This window comes from Streptomyces sp. WM4235, assembly GCF_001279725.1.
Taxonomy (GTDB): Bacteria; Actinomycetota; Actinomycetes; order Streptomycetales; family Streptomycetaceae; genus Streptomyces.
In genome coordinates this window covers 23,700-44,450 of sequence record NZ_LGDE01000170.1, presented here as the reverse complement: position 1 = coordinate 44,450, position 20,751 = coordinate 23,700, and the positions used below count along the sequence as shown (strand labels likewise).

Genomic DNA, 20,751 nt, shown 5'->3' with positions numbered 1-20,751 from the left:
TCGATGCATGCATGCCTGGCCCGCTTCTGAGGTCCCCGCCCTTCCTGGCAAGGGCCGCGACCTCCAGATCCACGACTCCGCGACCCAAGGGACGATCACCCTCGACCCCGGTCCCGTCGCCCGTATCTACGTCTGCGGCATCACCCCGTACGACGCGACCCACATCGGTCACGTGGCGACCTACAACGCGTTCGACCTCGTCCAGCGCGTGTGGCTCGACAACAAGCGGCAGGTTCACTACGTCCAGAACGTCACCGACGTGGACGACCCGCTGCTGGAGCGGGCGCTGCGGGACGGCCAGGACTGGACCGAGCTCGCCGAACGCGAGACGGCCCTCTTCCGCGAGGACATGACCGCCCTGCGGATGCTGCCGCCCCGGCACTACATCGGCGCCGTCGAGGCCATACCCGGCATCGTGCCGCTGGTCGAACGGCTCCGGGAGGCGGGCGCCGCCTACGAGCTCGACGGCGACATCTACTTCTCCGTGGAGTCCGACCCCCACTTCGGGCAGGTCTCCCACCTCGACGCCGAGGCGATGCGGCTGTTGTCCGCCGAGCGCGGCGGCGACCCCGAGCGCCCCGGCAAGAAGAACCCGCTCGACCCGATGCTGTGGATGGCCGCCCGCCCGGGCGAGCCGAGCTGGGACGGCGGCTCGCTGGGCCGCGGCCGACCCGGCTGGCACATCGAGTGCGTCGCCATCGCCCTCGACCACCTCGGCATGGGCTTCGACATCCAGGGCGGCGGCTCCGACCTGGCCTTCCCGCACCACGAGATGGGCGCCTCGCACGCACAGGCCCTGACGGGCGAGTTCCCGATGGCCAAGGCGTACGTCCACGCCGGCATGGTCGCCCTGGGCGGCGAGAAGATGTCGAAGTCGAAGGGCAACCTGGTCTTCGTCTCCGCGCTGCGCCGCGCCGGCGTCGACCCCGCCGCCATCCGACTCGCGCTGCTGGCCCACCACTACCGGGCCGACTGGGAGTGGACGGACGAGGTCCTCGCCGAGGCGGTCGCCCGCCTCGAACGCTGGCGTGCGGCCGTGTCACGACCCGACGGCATCCCCGCCGACACCCTGGTCGAGGAGGTCCGCGAGGCCCTCGCCGACGACCTGGACGCCCCCGCCGCGCTGGCCGCGGTGGACCGCTGGGTCGAACTCCAGATCGCCGCGTCCGGCGACGACGAATCGGCCCCCGGCCTGGTCTCCCGTACGGTCGACGCCCTGCTGGGCGTGGCCCTGTAGAACGCGGGGGAGCACCGCTCCCCGACAACGAAGCGCGCCCCGGCGGTACCGCCGGGGCGCGCTTCGCTCGTTCACCACACCCCCGGCGACCGGCCGGTCAGGCCTCGGGGGTGTCCTCGTCCGTGTCCGGTGTGTCGGGTGCCTCGGGCGAGCCCGCCGACTCCTCCGGTCCGGGCCTCGGCTTCGGCTGCGGACGACCGCCGCCCGAGAGGTCGCGGAAGTACGAGCCGGAGTCGCCCGCCGTGCCCGGATCGGCCGCCGGGTCACGGCGCCGCAGGTACCGCTCGAACTCCCGGGCGATGGCGTCCCCCGAGGCCTCCGGCAGGTCCGCGGTGTCCCGCGCCTCCTCCAGCGTCTGCACGTACTCGGCCACCTCGCTGTCCTCGGCGGCCAGTTGGTCCACGCCCAACTGCCAGGCCCGCGCGTCCTCGGGGAGTTCGCCGAGCGGGATCCGAATGTCGATCAGATCCTCCAGCCGGTTCAGCAGCGCCAGCGTCGCCTTCGGGTTCGGCGGCTGCGACACGTAGTGCGGCACCGCCGCCCACAGCGACACCGCCGGCACGCCCGCGTGCGTACAGGCCTCCTGGAGCACGCCCACGATCCCGGTCGGACCCTCGTACTTGGTCTCCTCCAGGTCCATCGTGCGCGCCAGGTCGGCGTCGGACGTCACACCGCTCACCGGGACCGGCCGGGTGTGCGGTGTGTCCCCGAGCAGCGCCCCCAGGATGACGACCATCTCCACGCCCAACTCGTGGGCGAAGCCGAGGATCTCGTTGCAGAACGACCGCCAGCGCATGGACGGTTCGATGCCCCGCACCAACACCAGGTCGCGCGGTTTGGCGCCGCCGATCCTGACCACCGACAGACGCGTCGTCGGCCAGGTGATCTTCCGTACCCCGTTGTCCAGCCAGACCGTCGGCCGGTTGACCTGGAAGTCGTAGTAATCCTCGGCGTCCAGAGCCGCGAAGACCTCGCCCTTCCACTCCCGGTCCAGGTGCGTCACCGCACCGGAGGCGGCGTCACCCGCGTCGTTCCAGCCCTCGAACGCGGCCACCATGACCGGGTCGATCAGCTCGGGCACGCCCTCAAGCTCGATCACCCAGGTCTCCTTCCGAAGTTCCCTTGCGTACGTGGGTCAGCCTAAGCCTTGAAACGACACCAACCACAGCCCACGACAGAGGGGCGGTTCCCCTCGGAACCGCCCCTCTGCCCACCTGCCGAGCAGGCTAAGCCTTGTCGCCCAGCATCTCCTGGACACGGGCGCGCACCGCGTCGTCGTCCAGGCCGCGGACCGTCACCGTGGTACGGCGACGCAGCACGTCGTCGACCGTCTCGGCCCACTCGTTGTCACGGGCGTAGGCGACCTGCGCCCAGATCTCCGGCCCGTCCGGGTGGATGCGCTCGGCGAGCGCCGCGTCCTCGTTCGCCAGCCGCGCGATGTCGAAGGCCAGCGAACCGTAGTGCGAGGCCAGGTGCCGGGCGGTCAGCGGGTCCATGCGCGTCCCGGGCTCCCGGTCCACCAGCAGCCGGTGCGCCACCGCGTTCGGGTTGGCGACACCGGGCAGGGCGATCCGGCGCACGAGCGACTTCAGCGGCTCCATGTCCTCGGTCAGCGGGCTGCCCGGGAGCTTCGCCAGCTTGTCCATCACCACACGGCCGATGTGCCGGTAGGTGGTCCACTTGCCGCCGGCCACCGACAGCATGCCGCCCGCGCCCTCGGAGACCACGGTCTCCCGCTTGGCCTTCTCCACCCCGCCGGGGCCGCCGGGCAGCACCCGCAGGCCCGCGAAGGCGTACGTCATCAGGGAGCGGTCGAGGTCCGCGTCCTTCACCGAGAACGCCGCCTCGTCGAGGATCTGCTGGATGTCGGCCTCGGTGGCGCGCACGTCCGCGGGGTCGCCCTCGTACACCTCGTCGGTGGTGCCGAGCAGCAGTTGGTCCTCCCACGGCAGGGCGAAGGTGATGCGGTACTTGTCGATCGGGGTGGCCATGGCGGCCTTCCAGGGCGACTTGCGCTTCATCACGATGTGCGCGCCCTTGGACAGGCGGATCGACGGCATCGAGTGCTTGTCTTCCATGCGCCGCAGGTGGTCCACCCACGGGCCGGTGGCGTTGAGCACGACGCGCGCGTCGACCCCGAACTCGGTGCCGTCGAGACGGTCCTTGAGCTCGGCGCCGCTGACCCGGCCGCGCGTCATGCGCAGACCGGTGACCTCGGCGTGGTTCAGGACGACCGCGCCCGACTCGACGGCCGCGCGGACCGTCATGACGGCCACGCGGGAGTCGTTCATCTGGTGGTCGTAGTAGACGGCGACGGCCTTCAGGTTGTCCGTCTTCAGACCCGGGTTGTCGGCGACGGCGCGGGCCGGGGATATGACCTTGCCGATGCCGTCACCGAACGCGGAGAGCGCCGAGTACGCGAACACGCCCGCGCCCAGCTTCGCGGCGCCGACCGGGCCGCCCTTGTACACCGGGAGGTAGAACGTGAGCGGGTTGACCAGGTGCGGGGCCACGTCCTTGGCCAGCACCCGGCGCTCGTGGTGGTTCTCGGCGACCAGCTTGACCGCACCGGTCTGCAGGTAGCGCAGGCCGCCGTGCACCAGCTTGGACGAGGCGGAGGAGGTGGCGCCGGCGAAGTCGCCGGCGTCCACCATGGCGACCCGCAGACCCGACTGCGCGGCGTGCCAGGCCACCGAGGTGCCCAGGATTCCACCGCCGATGACCAGCAGGTCGTACGTGGCCTTGGCCAACTGCTCGCGGGTCTCGGCGCGGCTCGGGTTCGAACCGGCGGTCGGGTGCGTACCCAGGGCGGGAACGCTCTGCGGGCTGCTCATATCGCTTGACTCCTACTTACTCGTCGATTGCGCCGGCTGAGCGGTCAGCTGGCGTCTTCGTCGTCGACCCAGCCCATGGACCGCTCGACGGCCTTGAGCCAGCTCTTGTACTCGCGGTCCCGCTGTTCGGCGGGCATCCGCGGGGTCCACTCCGCCGCGCGGCGCCAGTTGGCGCGCAGGGCGTCGGTGTCGGGCCAGAAGCCGACGGCCAGGCCGGCGGCGTAGGCGGCGCCGAGGCAGGTGGTCTCGGCGACCATGGGGCGCACCACCGGTGCGTCCAGGAAGTCCGAGAGCGTCTGCATCAGCAGGTTGTTGGAGGTCATGCCGCCGTCGACCTTGAGGGCGGCGAGCTCGACGCCCGAGTCCTTGGTCATGGCGTCGGTGATCTCACGGGTCTGCCAGGCGGTGGCCTCCAGGACGGCACGGGCGATGTGCGCCTTGGTGACGTACCGGGTGAGGCCGGCGATCACGCCGCGGGCGTCGGAGCGCCAGTACGGGGCGAAGAGGCCGGAGAAGGCGGGCACGAAGTAGGCGCCGCCGTTGTCCTCGACGGAGGAGGCCAGGGTCTCGATCTCCGCGGCGGACTTGATCAGGCCCATCTGGTCGCGCATCCACTGGACGAGCGAGCCGGTGACGGCGATGGAGCCCTCCAGCGCGTAGACCGGCTTCTGGTCGCCGATCCGGTAGCCGACCGTGGTCAGCAGGCCGCTGTAGGAGTTGATGATCTGGTCGCCGGTGTTCATCAGCATGAACGTGCCGGTGCCGTAGGTGGACTTGGCCTCGCCCTCGGCGAAACAGGTCTGCCCGAACAGGGCGGCCTGCTGGTCGCCGAGCGCCGAGGCGACCGGGACGCCGGCGAGGACGCCCTCCTTGACGTGGCCGTAGACCTCGGCGGAGGACTTGATCTCGGGGAGGACGTTGGTCGGGACCCCCATGGACTCCGCGATCTTCGGGTCCCACTCCAGGGAGTGCAGGTTCATCAGCATGGTGCGCGAGGCGTTGGTGACGTCGGTGACGTGCACGCCGCCCTGGGTGCCGCCCGTGAGGTTCCAGATGACCCACGAGTCCATGGTGCCGAAGAGGATGTCGCCGGCCTCGGCGCGCTCGCGCAGGCCCTCGACGTTGTCGAGCAGCCAGCGGACCTTGGGGCCGGCGAAGTACGAGGCGAGCGGGAGGCCCGTCTCGCGGCGGAAGCGGTCCTGGCCGACGTTGCGGCCGAGCTCCTTGCACAGGGCGTCGGTGCGGGTGTCCTGCCAGACCAGCGCGTTGTGCACCGGCTCGCCGGTGTTCTTGTCCCACAGCAGGGTGGTCTCGCGCTGGTTGGTGATGCCGACGGCCTTGACGTCCGCGGCGGTGATCTCGGCCTTGGCGATGGCTCCGGCGACGACCTCCTGGACGTTGGTCCAGATCTCGGCGGCGTCGTGCTCGACCCAGCCCGGCTTCGGGAAGATCTGCTCGTGCTCCTTCTGGTCGACGGCGACGATGCGGCCGTCGCGGTCGAACACGATGCAGCGGGAGGAGGTGGTGCCCTGGTCGATCGCGGCGATGAAGGGGCCGGTGCTGCTGGTCATGGTGGGTGCTCCTGGCAGGTCTCTGGGTTGGCGGAATCAGGGGGCGGTGCGGATCTTGCGATACGTGCCGGTGCTGATCAGGCGAACGCGATGTTGTACAGACCACCGGCGGCGGCGGCACCGACGAGCGGGCCGACGACCGGGATCCAGGAGTATGCCCAGTCGGAGCCGCCCTTGTTGGGAAGCGGCAGCAGGGCGTGGACGATGCGCGGGCCGAGGTCGCGCACCGGGTTGATGGCGTAGCCGGTCGGACCGCCGAGCGAGAGGCCGATGCCGACGACCACGAACGAGGTGATCAGGACGCCGATGACGCCGAGGCCCTTGCCGTCGTCCTGGAGACCCTGGGTCAGGATGGCCAGGACCAGGACGGCGGTGCCGATTATCTCGGTCGCCAGGTTCTGGACGGTGTTGCGGATCTCCGGACCGGTGGAGAAGATCCCGAGGACCGGGCCCGCCACGTCGTGCGGGTGCGGGTCCTCCGGGCCGAGCTTCGCGTCCCGGATGTGCTCCGGGTCCGCCAGGTGCACACGGAACTGGCCGTAGTACGTGACCCACATCAGCACCGCGCCGAGCATCGCGCCCAGGAGCTGGCCGGCGAAGTACACCGGGACGTTGCCCCAGTCGCCGTCCTTGATCGCGAGGCCGACGGTGACCGCCGGGTTGAGGTGGGCGCCGGAGAGGGGCGCGGAGACGTAGGCGGCGATCAGTACGGCGAAACCCCAGCCGAACGTGATGGCGAGCCAACCCGCGTTGCGGGCCTTGGAGCTCTTCAGCGTGACGGCGGCGCAGACGCCGCCACCGAGCAGTGTGAGCAGGGCGGTACCGATGGTCTCGCCGATGAAGATGTCGGAGCTGGACACCCGCGACTCCTTTGTCTTACGTCCAGGGGTACGTGGACACCGGGTCCCTCCGGTGGTCCACGCACTCGGTGAGTGCTGCACCGGTCCTTGGCCTTGTCACACCCTAACGCGTATTGCCGGTAGGTGTTCGACAATGCCGACCGATGAACGGCAGTTTTCCGCCCGGGTGAAGAAGGCGTCAAGGGTTGACCAGGTCAAGAGTCGGATCGTTACCAGTCGGTGCGATCGACCAAATTCAGCCATCTGATGATCAAAAAATGGCGCAAGGCATCCGGATAGCGGAGAAAGCGCCTCCGGATGCGATCAATGCAAGGTCAGAACCGGCCCGCGCCAAGGTCGCGCGAAACCGACCTCGCGCAGTCCCGGACCGACGCGACCAGCGTCGCGAGGGGCTCGCCGGACTCCGCGCAGACCCGCTCCACGGCACCCACGACCGCCACCGCGCCCACCGGCATCCTGCGCCGGTCGTGGATCGGCGCCGCCACCGAGGCGAGACCCTCCCAGGTCTCCTCGACGTCCGAGGCCCAGCCGCGGGCCCGCGTCAGGTCCAGGATCTCCTCGAATCCGGCGCCGTCCGTGACGGTGCGGGGCGTGAACGCCTCCCGCTCGACCTCCACGACCTGCGTGTGCGCCACCGGGTCGTACGCGGACAGCACCTTGCCCAGGGCCGTGGAGTGCAGCGGCTGCATGGCCCCCACCTCCAGCACTTGACGGCTGTCGTCCGGCCGGAACACGTGGTGCATGATCAGCACCCCGCTCTTGTGGAGCACGCCCACGTACACGCTCTCGCCGCTGGCCCGGGCCAGGTCGTCCGTCCAGACCAGGGCGCGGGCGCGCAGCTCGTGCACGTCCAGATAGCTGTTCCCCAGACGGAGCAGCTCGGCGCCCAGCTGGTAGCGGCCCGAGGCGGGGTCCTGCTCCACGAAGCCCTCGGCCTGCAGGGTGCGCAGGATCCCGTGCGCGGTCCCCTTGGCGAGGCCAAGGGAGGTCGCCACGTCCGACAGTCCCAGCCGGCGCTCGCCGCCCGCCAGGAGCCGCAGCATCGCAGCGGCTCGTTCGAGCGACTGGATGTTCCGTGCCATCGCGCAGCCTCCTGCTGACGTAGTTCGACAATGCTGAACAGTATCGGTCGATGCCGACCTCGCGCATGGCCGGGGGAATCTTCAGGACAGCATCGATCCGGACAGCCCGGCCAGACCCCCGCGCACAGAATGCAGTCCGCCACGTGGGACGGGCCCACCGGGGTCGCCACCACGCGGTTACCCTGACCGCGTGCACCCTTGACACAGAGGGGGTGCAAAGCCGACAGCCGTCGCATCCCAGGGAGCACATCCATGGCCTCGTTGCCGAACCCGCCCGCAGACACCCAGACCCGGGCCGACGCCCTTCGGGAGGCGCTCGCCACCCGCGTGGTCGTCGCCGACGGAGCCATGGGAACGATGCTCCAGGCACAAGACCCCTCCCTGGAGGACTTCCAGCAGCTCGAAGGCTGCAACGAGGTCCTGAACGTCACGCGCCCCGACATCGTGCGCAACGTGCACCAGGAGTACTTCGCCGTCGGCGTGGACTGCGTCGAGACGAACACCTTCGGCGCGAACTTCGCCGCCCTCGCCGAGTACGACATCGCCGATCGCAACCACGAGCTGTCCGAATCCGGCGCCCGCATCGCCCGCGAGGTCGCCGACGAGTTCACCGCCTCCACGGGACGCCGGCGCTGGGTCCTGGGCTCCATGGGCCCCGGCACCAAGCTGCCCACGCTGGGCCACATCGACTACGCGACGATCCGCGACGCCTACCAGATCAACGCCGAGGGCCTGATCACCGGCGGCGCCGACGCCCTCCTCGTCGAGACCACCCAGGACCTCCTCCAGACCAAGTCCTCCGTCATCGGCGCCCGCCGCGCCATGGAGGCCCTCGGCGTGTCCGTGCCGCTGATCTGTTCCGTGACCGTGGAGACCACCGGCACGATGCTGCTCGGCTCGGAGATCGGCGCCGCGCTCACCGCGCTGGAGCCCCTGGGCATCGACATGATCGGCCTGAACTGCGCCACCGGCCCCGCCGAGATGAGCGAGCACCTGCGCTACCTCGCGCGCAACTCCCGCATCCCCCTCTCCTGCATGCCCAACGCCGGCCTGCCCGTCCTGGGCAAGAACGGGGCGCACTACCCGCTCTCCGCGAGCGAGCTGGCCGACGCCCAGGAGACCTTCGTCCGCGAGTACGGGCTCTCCCTCGTCGGCGGCTGCTGCGGCACCACCCCCGAGCACCTGCGCCAGGTCGTCGAGCGGGTCCACGCCCTCAGCCCCGTCGCCCGCGAGCCGCGGCCCGAGGCCGGCGCCTCCTCGCTCTACCAGACGGTCCCCTTCCGCCAGGACACCTCGTACATGGCGATCGGGGAGCGCACCAACGCCAACGGCTCGAAGAAGTTCCGCGACGCCATGCTGGAGGCGCGCTGGGACGACTGCGTGGAGATGGCACGCGATCAGATCCGCGAAGGCGCGCACATGCTGGACCTGTGCATCGACTACGTGGGCCGTGACGGCGTCGCCGACATGAAGGAACTGGCCGGCCGCTTCGCCACCGCCTCCACGCTGCCGATCGTGCTGGACTCCACCGAGGTCCCCGTCATCCAGGCCGGCCTGGAGAAGCTCGGCGGCCGCGCCGTCATCAACTCGGTCAACTACGAGGACGGCGACGGACCGGAGTCCCGCTTCGCGAAGGTCACCGCCCTCGCCCGGGAGCACGGCGCCGCGCTGATCGCGCTGACCATCGACGAGGAGGGCCAGGCCCGCACCGTCGAACACAAGGTCGCCATCGCGCAGCGGCTCATCGCGGACCTCACGGGCAACTGGGGGATCCACGAGTCGGACATCCTCATCGACACCCTCACCTTCACCATCTGCACCGGCCAGGAGGAGTCCCGCAAGGACGGCATCGCCACCATCGAGGCGATCCGCGAACTGAAGCGCCGTCACCCGGACGTGCAGACCACGCTGGGCCTGTCGAACATCTCCTTCGGCCTCAACCCGGCCGCCCGCGTCCTGCTCAACTCCGTCTTCCTCGACGAGTGCGTCAAGGCCGGCCTGGACTCCGCGATCGTCCACGCCAGCAAGATCCTGCCCATCGCCCGGTTCGACGACGAGCAGGTCGGCACCGCCCTCGACCTGATCTACGACCGGCGCGCCGAGGGCTACGACCCGCTGCAGAAGCTGATGGCACTGTTCGAGGGCGTCAACACCAAGTCCCTCAAGGCCGGCCGCGCCGAGGAACTCATGGCGCTCCCGCTCGACGAGCGGCTCCAGCGCCGCATCATCGACGGCGAGAAGAACGGCCTGGAAGCCGACCTCGACGAGGCGCTCCGGACCCGCCCGGCCCTGGACATCGTCAACGACACCCTCCTGGAGGGCATGAAGGTCGTCGGCGAGCTCTTCGGCTCCGGCCAGATGCAGCTGCCGTTCGTCCTCCAGTCCGCGGAGGTCATGAAGACCGCGGTGGCCTTCCTGGAACCGCACATGGAGAAGACCGACGCCGAGGGCAAGGGCACCATCGTGCTCGCCACCGTCCGCGGCGACGTCCACGACATCGGCAAGAACCTCGTGGACATCATCCTGTCCAACAACGGCTACAACGTCGTGAACATCGGCATCAAGCAGCCGGTCTCCGCGATCCTCGAAGCCGCACAGGAACACAAGGCCGACGTCATCGGCATGTCAGGCCTCCTCGTGAAGTCGACCGTGATCATGAAGGAGAACCTGGAGGAGCTCAACCAGCGCAAGCTGGCGGCCGACTACCCGGTGATCCTCGGCGGCGCCGCCCTCACCCGCGCCTACGTCGAGCAGGACCTCCACGAGATCTACGAGGGCGAGGTCCGCTACGCCCGCGACGCCTTCGAGGGACTGCGCCTCATGGACGCCCTCATCGCCGTCAAGCGCGGCGTCCCCGGAGCCACCCTGCCCGAACTCAAGCAGCGCCGGGTCGCCAAGCGCACCGCGCCCCTGCCCGAGCAGGACGAGTCCGAGGAGCCGGGCGGCCGTTCCGACACCTCCACCGACAACCCGATCCCCACCCCGCCGTTCTGGGGCACCCGCGTGGTCAAGGGCATCCCGCTCAAGGACTACGCCTCCTGGCTGGACGAGGGCGCCCTGTTCAAGGGCCAGTGGGGCCTCAAGCAGGCCCGCGCCGGCGGGGCGACGTACGAGGAACTGGTGGAGTCCGAGGGCCGGCCGCGGCTGCGCGGCCTCCTCGACAAGCTGCACACCGAGAACCTGCTGGAAGCCGCCGTCGTCTACGGCTACTTTCCCTGCGTCTCCAAGGGCGAGGACCTGATCATCCTCGACGAGCAGGGCAACGAGCGGACCCGCTTCACCTTCCCCCGCCAGCGCCGCGGCCGCCGCCTGTGCCTCGCGGACTTCTTCCGCCCGGAGGAGTCCGGGGAGACCGACGTCGTCGGCCTCCAGGTGGTCACCGTCGGGTCGAGGATCGGCGAGGCCACCGCCAAGCTGTTCGAGTCCGACTCCTACCGGGAGTACCTGGAGCTGCACGGACTCTCCGTCCAGCTCGCCGAGGCCATGGCCGAGTACTGGCACGCCCGCGTCCGCGCCGAGCTCGGCTTCGGCGGCGAGGACCCGGCGAAGGTCGAGGACATGTTCGACCTCAAGTACCGGGGCGCCCGCTTCTCGCTGGGCTACGGAGCCTGCCCCGACCTGGAGGACCGCGCCAAGATCGCCGACCTCCTGCGGCCCGAGCGCATCGGCGTCCACCTCTCCGAGGAGTTCCAGCTCCACCCGGAGCAATCCACCGACGCGATCGTGATTCACCACCCCGAAGCGAAGTATTTCAACGCACGCTGACGCGGATCGACGTACACTTGTCGGTCCCATACAGGCCGGTCGCCTGCTCCCCGGGGTACGCCCCGAGGAGAGAGGTGGCCGGCCTTGTCGTCCCTTCAGAGAGGTGTGCGCATGACGAGTACCGTCCCCGCCCCCGTCGCCCGTACGGCCGACGACTCGGCCCTCCAGGCGGTGCTGCTCGACATGGACGGCACGCTGGTCGACACCGAGGGCTTCTGGTGGGAGATCGAGGCGGAGATCTTCCGCGAGCTCGGCCACCTGCTGGAGGACTCGTGGCGCGACATCGTCGTCGGCGGCCCCATGAGCCGCAGCGCGGCCTTCCTCATCGAGTCCACCGGCGCGGCCATCGGCATCGCCGAGCTGAGCGTCCTGCTCAACGAGCGCTTCGAGGCCCGGATCGCCGACCAGGTGCCCATGATGCCCGGAGCCGAGCGGCTGTTGGCCGAGCTGGCCCGACACAACGTGCCCACCGCCCTCGTGTCCGCCTCCCACCGCCGGGTCATCGACCAGGTGCTGCGCACCCTGGGCCGGGACCGCTTCACGATGACGGTCGCCGGTGACGAGGTGCCCCGCACCAAGCCGCACCCCGACCCGTACCTGTTCGCCGCCCGATCCCTGGGCGCGCACCCCTCGCGCTGCGCGGTCATCGAGGACACCGCCACGGGTGTCGCCGCCGCCGAGGCCGCCGGCTGCCGGGTCGTGGCGATCCCCTCCGTCGGGGTGATCGCGCCGGCTCCCGGCCGCACGATCGTCCGCTCCCTGGAGGAAGTCGACCTTCCGTTCCTGCGGTCCCTCATCACTCCGATGAACTGATCGCATACGCTGCGTACCGAACAGAACGCGGGTGTGACGCAGGTCCCACAAGAGGATCTCTCGCCTCCCGGACCGGAGGCCGAAATTCCATCCCCCCTGGCGTAGTTGATGCGGGTGACGTTGGTCACCAGCGAAGCCCCCGAGAAGCCCCCACGGGCCCTCCGGGGGCTTCCTTTGTGTCCGGATTGATCAGCTCCTGACCGCATCTGCGGAGACTCCGGCAGATGCGGTCAGTCCGCACCGATCACCGTCCGATTACGCCCCAACTCCTGCCAGTTCCAGCCATCCCGCCCCAGGCCACTAATGTCGATCCGGGCACCGCGCCGCACCTCAGCCGTACCGGACACACACCCCTGTGCCGATACCGCGTGGACCGATCGTCACACCACCGGCCCGATCGTTCCGCCCTGAACGGGCGACCGTCGCGAAGAGCCTTTCACGCCGCTTCGAACAAGTGCCGGGTCGAGGGAGTACTTCCAGCATGAACCGCAAGACCATGGTGCTGACGGCCGCCGCAGGCCTGCTCGCCCCCGCGCTGTCCGCATGCGGCAGCGCCAGCGGCGGAGGAGCAGGAACCGGAGCGATCGTCGTCGGAACCACCGACCGGTTCGAGGCCGCCGACTACGCCCCCGCCCCCTTCGACCCCGCCTACGCCTACGACGCCGGCGCCTGGAACGTACTGCGCCAGACCGTCCAGACGCTGATGCACACCCCGCGCGGCGGCGGACAGCCCGTCCCCGAAGCGGCCTCCGACTGCCGCTTCACCGACACCGGCAACGAGAGCTACCGCTGCACCCTGCGCCCCGGACTGAAGTTCGCGAGCGGCGACCCCCTCACCGCCCAGGACGTCAAGTTCTCCATCGACCGCGTCCTCGCGATCAAGGACGAGAACGGCCCCTCCTCGCTGCTCTCCACCCTCGACACCGTCGAGGCCAAGGGCGACGACACCGTCGTCTTCCACCTGAAGACCGCCGACGCGACCTTCCCGTACAAGCTCTCCACCCCCGCCGCGGGCATCGTCAGCGCCAAGAACTACGACGCCAAGAAGCTCCGCACCGGCTTCGCCGTCGACGGCTCCGGCCCGTACACCATGAAGGCCGAAGTCAAGGACGACCACCTCGTCCGCGCCGTCTTCACCAAGAACCCGAACTACCAGGGCGACATCAAGCTCCGCAACGACAAGGTCGAACTGCGCACCTTCGCCGACTCCGAGAGCATGGGCCAGGCCCTCACCGACGGAGCCATCCACATGGTCTCCCGCACCCTGTCGCCCACCCAGATCACCGAGCTCTCCGCCAAGCCCCCCAAGGGCGTCAAGCTCGTCCCGATGCCCGGCCTGGAGATCCGCTACCTCGGGTTCAACACCGAGGCCCCGGTCGTCAAGGACAAGGCCGTACGCCAGGCCCTCGCCGCCGCCGTCGACCGCAACCAGCTCATCTCCAAGGTCTACGGCAAGGCAGCGCAGCCCCTGTACTCCCTGGTCCCCACCACCGTCACCGGCCACGTCAACTCGTTCTTCAACAAGTACGGCGAGGCCAACACCGCCAAGGCCGCCGACATCCTGAAGGCCGCCGGCATCAAGACCCCCGTCAAGCTCACCCTGAACTACACCGCCGACCACTACGGCGACGGCACGGCCGCCGAGTTCGAGACCCTCAAGACCCAGCTCAACTCCACGCGACTGTTCGACATCACCGTCCAGGGCAACGAGTGGAACGACTTCCGGCCCGCGCAGAAGAAGGGCGACTACGCCGCCTACGGGCTCGGCTGGTTCCCCGACTACCCCGACGCCGACAACTTCCTCGCCCCGTTCCTGGAGCAGGACAACTTCCTGGGCACGCCGTACGCCAACGCCGCCGTACGCACCCGTCTCATCCCCGAGTCCCGACGGGCCGCCGACCGCAACGTCGCCGCCCCCGCGATCACGGAGATGCAGGAAATCGTCGCCGAGGACGTACCCGTCCTGCCCCTGTGGCAGGGCAAGCAGTACGTCGCCGCACGCGACGGCATCACCGGAGTGGAGTGGTCCGTCAACGCCATCTCCGACCTCCAGCTGTGGGAACTCGGCCGGGGCGTCAGCGGCTGAGCAAGTCAGGAACCGGCAGCGGGAGTCGCAGGCCGGCGCAACGAAACAGTTCGACTGTGAAGGACGTTCGCGTGATGAGACGTAACCAGTGGCTGGCAGCCCCGCTCGGCGCCGCCACCGCCGCCGCGCTGCTCAGCGGTTGCGGTGCGCAGGATGGATCCGCCGCCGGAGACGGCAAGGGCGTGGTCATGGGCATATCCGACAAGGTCAAGGCCACCGACCCCGCCTCGGGCTACGACCCGGGCTCCTGGCTGCTCTTCAACAACGTCTTCCAGTCGCTGCTGACCTTCCCCAAGGGCGGCACGACCCCGGAGCCCGACGCCGCGCAGAACTGCGACTTCCAGGGCAGCGACAGCAAGGTCTACAAGTGCGTCCTGCGCGCCGGCCTGAAGTTCAGCAACGGCAACAAGCTGACCTCCCAGGACGTCAAGTACTCCTTCGAGCGCACCCTGAGGATCAACGACGAGAACGGCCCGGCCGTCATGCTCGCGTCGATCGCCGGCATCGACGCCCCCGACGAGCGCACCGTCGTCTTCCGCCTGAAGACCCCCGACGCGACCTTCCCCAGCAAGATCGCGGCCGGCGCGGGCTCCATCGTCGACCACACCGAATACCCCGCCGACAAGCTCCGCACCGACGGCAAGGCCTTCGGCTCCGGCGTCTACAAACTGGACTCCATCAACGAGAAGGCAGCCAACTTCTCCGTCAACGAGTCCTACAGCGGCAAGGCCAAGCCGAAGAACACCGGCGTCACCATGAAGTTCTTCAACGAGGACCAGGCCGCCCTCAAGAAGGTCCTCGAAAGCGGCGACGTCGACTTCGCCTTCCGCGGCCTCGCCGCCAAGGACATCGCGGGCCTCGCCGGCAACACCGGCAACCAGAAGGTCGAGGTCGTCCAGGGCACCGGAGCCGAGGTCGAGCACCTCGTCTTCAACATGAACGACCCCGTCGCCGGCAAGCTCCCCATCCGCAAGGCCATCGCCTACCTCGTCGACCGCGAAGCGCTCGTCAAGGAGGTCTACAACGGGACCGCCGTCCCGCTGTACTCGATCGTCCCGGCCGGCATCGGATCCCACACCACCCCGTTCTTCGACCGCTACGGCGGCAGCCCCCAGGTCGACAAGGCGAAGGCCGTCCTGCGCGCGGCCAACATCAAGGACAAGGTGAAGATCACCCTGTACTCGACGCCCTCCCGGTTCGGCCCGTCCACCGACCAGGAATTCCAGCTGATCGCCAAGCAGCTCAACGACAGCGGCCTGTTCGACGCCGACGTCAAGTCCGTCGAGTTCGAGCAGTACGACAAGGACATCCAGGCCGGCAAGTACGGCGTCTACGTGAAGGGCTGGGTGCCCGACTACCCGGACGCCGACAACTTCACGCAGCCCTTCTTCGGCCCGGACAACGTCCTGCGCAACAACTACGACAACAAGGAGATCAACGGGACCATCATCCCGTCGACCTCCGCGAAGTCCGACCGCACCGCGGCCAACACCGACTTCACCCGCCTCCAGGACATCGTCGCCGACGAGGTCCCGATCCTCCCGCTCTGGCAGAGCAAGCAGTACGCCGTCACCCGCCCCAACGTGACCGGCCTCCAGTGGTCCCTCGACGCCTCGACCGTCTTCCGCTTCTGGGAGATCGCCAAGGGCTAGACCCCACTCCGGCACACCCCGGACACACGACGGCCCCCCACCCTCACGGGCGGGGGGCCGTCGCGCGTCCCGGCGGAACTACTGACCCGCCCCCGGACGCACCAGACCGCTCTCGTACGCGTACACGGCCGCCTGCACACGATCGCGCAGACCCAACTTCGTCAACACGTGCCCCACATGCGTCTTGACCGTGGTCTCGCTCACGAACAGGTCCGCCGCGATCTCCGCGTTCGACAGACCCCGGGCCACCAGCTTCAACACCTCGACCTCACGCTCCGTCAACGTGCCCAACGCATCCGGCACGTTGTCCTCACCCGACGGCAGATGCCCCGCGTACTTGTCCAACAGCCGCCGCGTGATGCTCGGCGCCAACATCGCCTCACCCGCCGCGACCACCCGGATCGCCTGCACCAGCTCGACGGCCGGCGCGTCCTTCAACAAGAACCCGCTCGCCCCCGCCCGCAACGCCTCCACCACGTACTCGTCCAGATCGAACGTGGTCAACACCAGCACCTTCGCCGGCCCGTCCCGCCCCGGACCCGTGATCTGACGCGTCGCCTCCACCCCGTCCATCCGCGGCATCCGGATGTCCATCAACACCACATCGGGCTGCAAGGCCCGCACCTGATCCAGCGCCTGCAGACCGTCCCCGGCCTCACCGACCACCGCCAGGTCCTGCTCCGCCTCCAGAATCATCCGGAAACCGGTGCGCAGCAGCGGCTGGTCATCGACCAGCAGTACGCGGATCGCCACGGGGTCTACCTCGAATTCGTACGACGGCTTCGACGGACGCCGCCCATTCTGCCCTGATCCACCGATCAGGATCCCTCCGGGCGTACCGCCTCGACCTCGACCCGCACCTCGGCCCTCGGCCCGATCACCAACGGATAGACCGGGGGAGTACCCCCGAACTCCGGACACACCGCCTGATGATCACACCAGCCGCACAGCTTCGTCGGCCGCGGCCGCCAGTCACCCGTCTCCGTCGCCTCCCGGATCGCCTCCCACAGCGCCAGCAGCTTGCGCTCCACCCGCTCCAGATCCGCGACCACCGGGTCGTACGTCACCACGTCCCCACTGCCCAGATACACCAACTGCAACCGGCGCGGCACCACCCCCTTCAACCGCCACACCACCAACGCGTAGAACTTCATCTGGAACAACGCACCCTCGGCGTACTGCGGCCGAGGTGCCTTGCCCGTCTTGTAGTCCACGATCCGGACCTCACCCGACGGCGCCACGTCCACCCGGTCGATGATCCCCCGCAACCGAAGCCCCGACTCCAGCTCCGTCTCCACGAAGAACTCCCGCTCCACCGGCTCCAACCGCGTCGGGTCCTCCAACGTGAACCAGCGCTCCACCAGAGCCTCGGCCTCCGTCAACCAACCGGCCAGCCCCGCCCCGTCATCCCCCTCCGGAAACAGCTCCGTCAGCTCCGGCCTCGCCTCCAGCAACCGCTCCCACTGCCCCGGAATCAACGCCTTCGCCCGCGGCGCCGTCCGCTCCGCCGCCGGATGATCGAAGAGCCGCTCCAACACCGCGTGCACCAACGTGCCCCGCGTCGCCGCCGCACTCGGCTTCTCCGGCAACTTGTCGATCACCCGAAACCGGTACAGCAACGGGCACTGCATGAAATCGCTCGCCCGCGAAGGCGACAGCGAAGCGGGCCGCACCGCGCCACCACCCACAGAGGGCGTCGCACCGGCAGCGGCCGCGTCCGGACCGGGGGCAGGGCTCGTCGTCATGCGTGAAACCCTACGACCCGCCGCCGACAGCACACGCATACCATCGACGCCGAGCCCCCTCGCACTGCATGATCGGAGCATCACACCGCGCCACCACACCGCGACGAACCCCCACGAACCGCCGGCGCCCCCCACCACGCCGGACAGCACCGAACGAAGGACAGCCGTGGCAGACACCGACGAAACCGGCGAGCGCGCAGCCAAGCGCTCCGACCCGGGCGGCGGACTCCTCATGGGCCGCCCCTTCGGCGTACCCGTCTACGTCTCGCCCAGCTGGTTCCTCGTCGCCGCCCTCATCACCTGGGTCTTCGGCGACCAGCTGGACCAAGTACTCCCCGACCTCGGACCCGTCCGGTACCTCGTCTCCCTCTTCTTCGCCGTCGCCTTCTACGCCTCCGTCCTGGTCCACGAACTCGCGCACACCATCGCCGCACTCCGCTTCAAACTCCCCGTGCGCCGCATCCAGCTCCAGTTCTTCGGCGGAGTCTCCGAGATCGAGAAGGAATCCGAGACCCCCGGCCGCGAATTCGTCCTCGCCTTCGTCGGCCCCCTCCTCTCCCTCCTCCTCGCCGGCGCCTTCTACCTCGGCATGAACGCCGTCGACCCCGCCACCGTCCCCGGCGTCCTCCTCGGCGGCCTGATGATCTCCAACCTCCTCGTCGCCGCCTTCAACCTCCTCCCCGGCCTCCCCCTCGACGGCGGCCGCATGCTCCGCGCCCTCATCTGGGGCATCACCGGCAAACCCATGACCGGCACCGTCGCCGCCGCCTGGGTCGGCCGCGGCCTCGCCGTCGCCGTCCTCATCGGACTGCCCCTGATCACCCACACCGGCGTCATCGGCAACCGCCCCCAGGAAATCGGCGGCATGAACACCGTCATGGACGCCCTGCTCGCCGCGATCCTCGCCGCCATCATCTGGACCGGCGCCGGCAACAGCCTGCGCATGGCCCGACTGCGCGAACACCTCCCCGCGCTCCGGGCCCGCACCCTCACCCGCCGCGCCATCCCCGTCGAGAACGCCACCCCCCTCTCCGAGGCCCTGCGCCGCGCCAACGAAGCCGGCGCCCGCGCCCTCGTCGTCGTCGACGGCCACGGCGAACCCATCGCCCTCGTCCGCGAGAGCGCCATCGCCTCCGTCCCCGAACACCGCCGACCCTGGGTCGCCGTCAGCACCCTCGCCCAAGACCTCACCGACGGCATGAAGGTTTCCGCGGACCTCGTCGGCGAAGAACTCCTCGACCACCTCCGCACCACCCCCGCCACCGAATACCTCGTCGTCGAAACCGGCGGCGCGATCTACGGCGTACTCTCCGCCCTCGACGTCGAGAAGGCCTTCGTGAAGGCCATGGCGCGGCCCCAGTCCTAGAGCCAATACACTGGTCACATGTCCGAACCGACCGGTGCCGCCCGCCGACGCGGGCCCTTCGAGGTCGGGGACCAGGTTCAGCTCACCGACCCCAAGGGCCGCCACTACACGTTCACGCTCGAAGCCGGGAAGAATTTCCACACCCACAAGGGTTCCTTCCCGCACGACGAGCTGATCGGTGCTCCCGAGGGCAGTGTTGTCCGTACCACGGGCAACGTCGCGTACCTCGCGCTGCGTCCCCTGCTCCCCGACTATGTCCTGTCCATGCCCCGCGGTGCCGCCGTGGTCTACCCCAAGGACGCCGGCCAGATCCTGGCCTTCGCCGACATCTTCCCCGGCGCCCGCGTCGTCGAGGCAGGCGTCGGATCCGGCTCCCTGAGCAGCTTCCTGCTGCGCGCCATCGGCGACCAGGGCATGCTCCACAGCTACGAGCGCCGCGCGGACTTCGCCGAGATCGCGACCGCCAACGTCGAGCGCTACTTCGGCGGCCCGCACCCCGCGTGGCAGCTGACCGTGGGCGACCTCCAGGACAACCTGTCCGACACCGACGTCGACCGCGTGATCCTCGACATGCTCGCCCCCTGGGAATGCCTGGAGGCCGTCTCCAAGGCCCTCGTCCCCGGCGGCATCCTGTGCTGCTACGTCGCCACCACCACCCAGCTCTCGCGCACCGTCGAGTCCATCCGCGAATTCGGCTGCTACGCCGAACCGCAGCCCTGGGAATCGATGATCCGAAACTGGCACGTCGAGGGCCTGGCCGTCCGCCCGGACCACCGGATGATCGGCCACACCGGCTTCCTCGTCACCGCCCGCCGCCTCGCGGACGGAGTCGAACCCCCCATGCGCCGCCGCCGCCCCTCCAAGGGCGCCTACGGCGAGGACTACGACGGCCCCGGCAGCCAGTCACGCGGCGGCGCCGCCGACCGCGACTGACCCCGGCCCACCGCCGACCCAACAGCAAGGCGCCGTGGCGTAGTTCCCGAACCGACTCGGGAACTACGCCACGGCGCCTTTTCGTTGTACCGGACATCGTGCGACCCGTCCGGACCCACCCGTTCCACCCCGGTGTGAGGTGTGGCACGATGCTGGCTCCCCGTCACCCTTCGCACAGGAGACACCCCGCGTGCTGCACAGCCCCACCGAGCCGGCCCCCACGCTGGAACTCCTGGCACACCACCGCGCCAGGCCCCTCCACTGGATCGCCACGGCCTCGGCCATGGCCGCCGTCATCGCCGGAGCGGGCCTCCTGCAACCGGACCCCGCCAACGGAGCCCCCGCGGCGCCGTCCGCCGCCGGGAACCCCGGAACCCGCAGCGCACCCCGGGAGCCCGCCCCCGACGCGCACGCACTCACGTACCCACTGGACTGCCGGGGCCTCGCACAGGCCGTCACGGCCACCGCCGAGGGCGATCTCGACGGGGACGGACGCCCCGAGACCGTCGCAGCCGTACGCTGCGACGCCGGCTCGGGAACCCCGCCCCACGCCATCTACGTGCTCACCCGGGGCCCCGCCGCCGGTTCCGCCCCCCGCGTCGTCGCCACCCTGCTCGACCCCGCGCGCCGACAGAACGCCACCGACCTCACCGTGAGCGACGGGCAGGTCACCGCCACGCTCCTCGGCTATTCCTCACGCGAGGTACCGCGCTCCGACCCCGATGTGAAGCAGCTCTCCAAGTGGCGCTGGGTGGGCGGAAAATTCCGCCAGGAGCTGACGGACTCGACCGCCAGAAGTGTTTGAAC

At 69.6% G+C, this 20,751-nt stretch carries 15 protein-coding genes; 8 read left to right on the top strand and 7 right to left on the bottom strand.

What is annotated here, in order from left to right; all coding sequences use genetic code 11:
* Window positions 1–7: 7 nt before the first annotated feature.
* Entirely contained in the window at window positions 8–1,237 is a 1,230-nt protein-coding gene (mshC, locus tag ADK55_RS14560; protein WP_053678781.1) for a cysteine--1-D-myo-inosityl 2-amino-2-deoxy-alpha-D-glucopyranoside ligase, read from the top strand.
* A gap of 97 nt (window positions 1,238–1,334) precedes the next feature.
* On the opposite strand, the gene ADK55_RS14555 is transcribed toward mshC, so the two are convergent.
* The 5 genes from ADK55_RS14555 to ADK55_RS14535 all read right to left on the bottom strand — a co-directional run bounded on the left by ADK55_RS14555 (window position 1,335) and on the right by ADK55_RS14535 (window position 7,584).
* Complete coding sequence (locus ADK55_RS14555; RefSeq protein WP_053678779.1) at window positions 1,335–2,336, bottom strand: PAC2 family protein; 1,002 nt, start codon at window positions 2,334–2,336, stop codon at window positions 1,335–1,337.
* A gap of 127 nt (window positions 2,337–2,463) precedes the next feature.
* The gene (locus tag ADK55_RS14550; RefSeq protein WP_053678777.1) at window positions 2,464–4,071 is read right to left on the bottom strand and encodes a glycerol-3-phosphate dehydrogenase/oxidase; all 1,608 of its coding nucleotides are present in this window, start codon (window positions 4,069–4,071) and stop codon (window positions 2,464–2,466) included.
* A gap of 44 nt (window positions 4,072–4,115) precedes the next feature.
* Window positions 4,116–5,642 (bottom strand): glycerol kinase GlpK, encoded by a 1,527-nt coding sequence (gene glpK, locus ADK55_RS14545; RefSeq protein ID WP_053678775.1) that lies wholly within the window; start codon window positions 5,640–5,642, stop codon window positions 4,116–4,118.
* Between the two features lie 77 nt (window positions 5,643–5,719).
* On the bottom strand, window positions 5,720–6,502 hold the full coding sequence (locus ADK55_RS14540) for an MIP/aquaporin family protein (protein WP_053678773.1): 783 nt from the start codon (window positions 6,500–6,502) through the stop codon (window positions 5,720–5,722).
* Between the two features lie 314 nt (window positions 6,503–6,816).
* Entirely contained in the window at window positions 6,817–7,584 is a 768-nt protein-coding gene (locus ADK55_RS14535; protein WP_053678771.1) for an IclR family transcriptional regulator, read from the bottom strand.
* 252 nt (window positions 7,585–7,836) lie between these two features.
* On the opposite strand from ADK55_RS14535, the gene metH reads away from it, so the two are divergent.
* The 4 genes from metH (at window position 7,837) to ADK55_RS14515 (ending at window position 15,900) form a co-directional block, all read left to right on the top strand.
* Window positions 7,837–11,349, top strand: coding sequence for a methionine synthase (gene metH, locus ADK55_RS14530; protein WP_053678769.1), 3,513 nt, complete (start codon window positions 7,837–7,839; stop codon window positions 11,347–11,349).
* A 111-nt stretch (window positions 11,350–11,460) separates the two neighbouring features.
* Window positions 11,461–12,162, top strand: a complete 702-nt coding sequence (locus ADK55_RS14525) for an HAD family hydrolase (protein ID WP_053678850.1) — start codon at window positions 11,461–11,463, stop codon at window positions 12,160–12,162.
* A 481-nt stretch (window positions 12,163–12,643) separates the two neighbouring features.
* Window positions 12,644–14,248 carry an ABC transporter substrate-binding protein gene (locus ADK55_RS14520; protein WP_053678767.1) on the top strand — a complete coding sequence of 535 codons (1,605 nt, stop codon included), beginning with the start codon at window positions 12,644–12,646 and terminating at the stop codon, window positions 14,246–14,248.
* A 74-nt stretch (window positions 14,249–14,322) separates the two neighbouring features.
* Window positions 14,323–15,900 carry an ABC transporter substrate-binding protein gene (locus ADK55_RS14515; RefSeq protein WP_053678848.1) on the top strand — a complete coding sequence of 526 codons (1,578 nt, stop codon included), beginning with the start codon at window positions 14,323–14,325 and terminating at the stop codon, window positions 15,898–15,900.
* Between the two features lie 78 nt (window positions 15,901–15,978).
* Here the strand turns inward: ADK55_RS14515 and ADK55_RS14510 are convergent, their stop codons facing one another.
* Both ADK55_RS14510 and ADK55_RS14505 read right to left on the bottom strand, forming a co-directional pair.
* Window positions 15,979–16,653: a response regulator gene (locus tag ADK55_RS14510; protein ID WP_053678766.1), complete on the bottom strand. Its 675-nt coding sequence runs from the start codon at window positions 16,651–16,653 to the stop codon at window positions 15,979–15,981.
* A gap of 65 nt (window positions 16,654–16,718) precedes the next feature.
* Window positions 16,719–17,645: a RecB family exonuclease gene (locus ADK55_RS14505; RefSeq protein WP_107089186.1), complete on the bottom strand. Its 927-nt coding sequence runs from the start codon at window positions 17,643–17,645 to the stop codon at window positions 16,719–16,721.
* Between the two features lie 166 nt (window positions 17,646–17,811).
* Between ADK55_RS14505 and ADK55_RS14500 the strand changes: the two genes are divergently transcribed.
* The 3 genes from ADK55_RS14500 (at window position 17,812) to ADK55_RS14490 (ending at window position 20,749) form a co-directional block, all read left to right on the top strand.
* Window positions 17,812–19,011 (top strand): site-2 protease family protein, encoded by a 1,200-nt coding sequence (locus ADK55_RS14500; protein ID WP_053678761.1) that lies wholly within the window; start codon window positions 17,812–17,814, stop codon window positions 19,009–19,011.
* Between the two features lie 18 nt (window positions 19,012–19,029).
* Complete coding sequence (locus tag ADK55_RS14495) at window positions 19,030–19,944, top strand: tRNA (adenine-N1)-methyltransferase (RefSeq protein WP_053678760.1); 915 nt, start codon at window positions 19,030–19,032, stop codon at window positions 19,942–19,944.
* A gap of 190 nt (window positions 19,945–20,134) precedes the next feature.
* Window positions 20,135–20,749 (top strand): hypothetical protein, encoded by a 615-nt coding sequence (locus tag ADK55_RS14490; protein ID WP_053678758.1) that lies wholly within the window; start codon window positions 20,135–20,137, stop codon window positions 20,747–20,749.
* The last annotated feature ends 2 nt before the right edge of the window (window positions 20,750–20,751 follow it).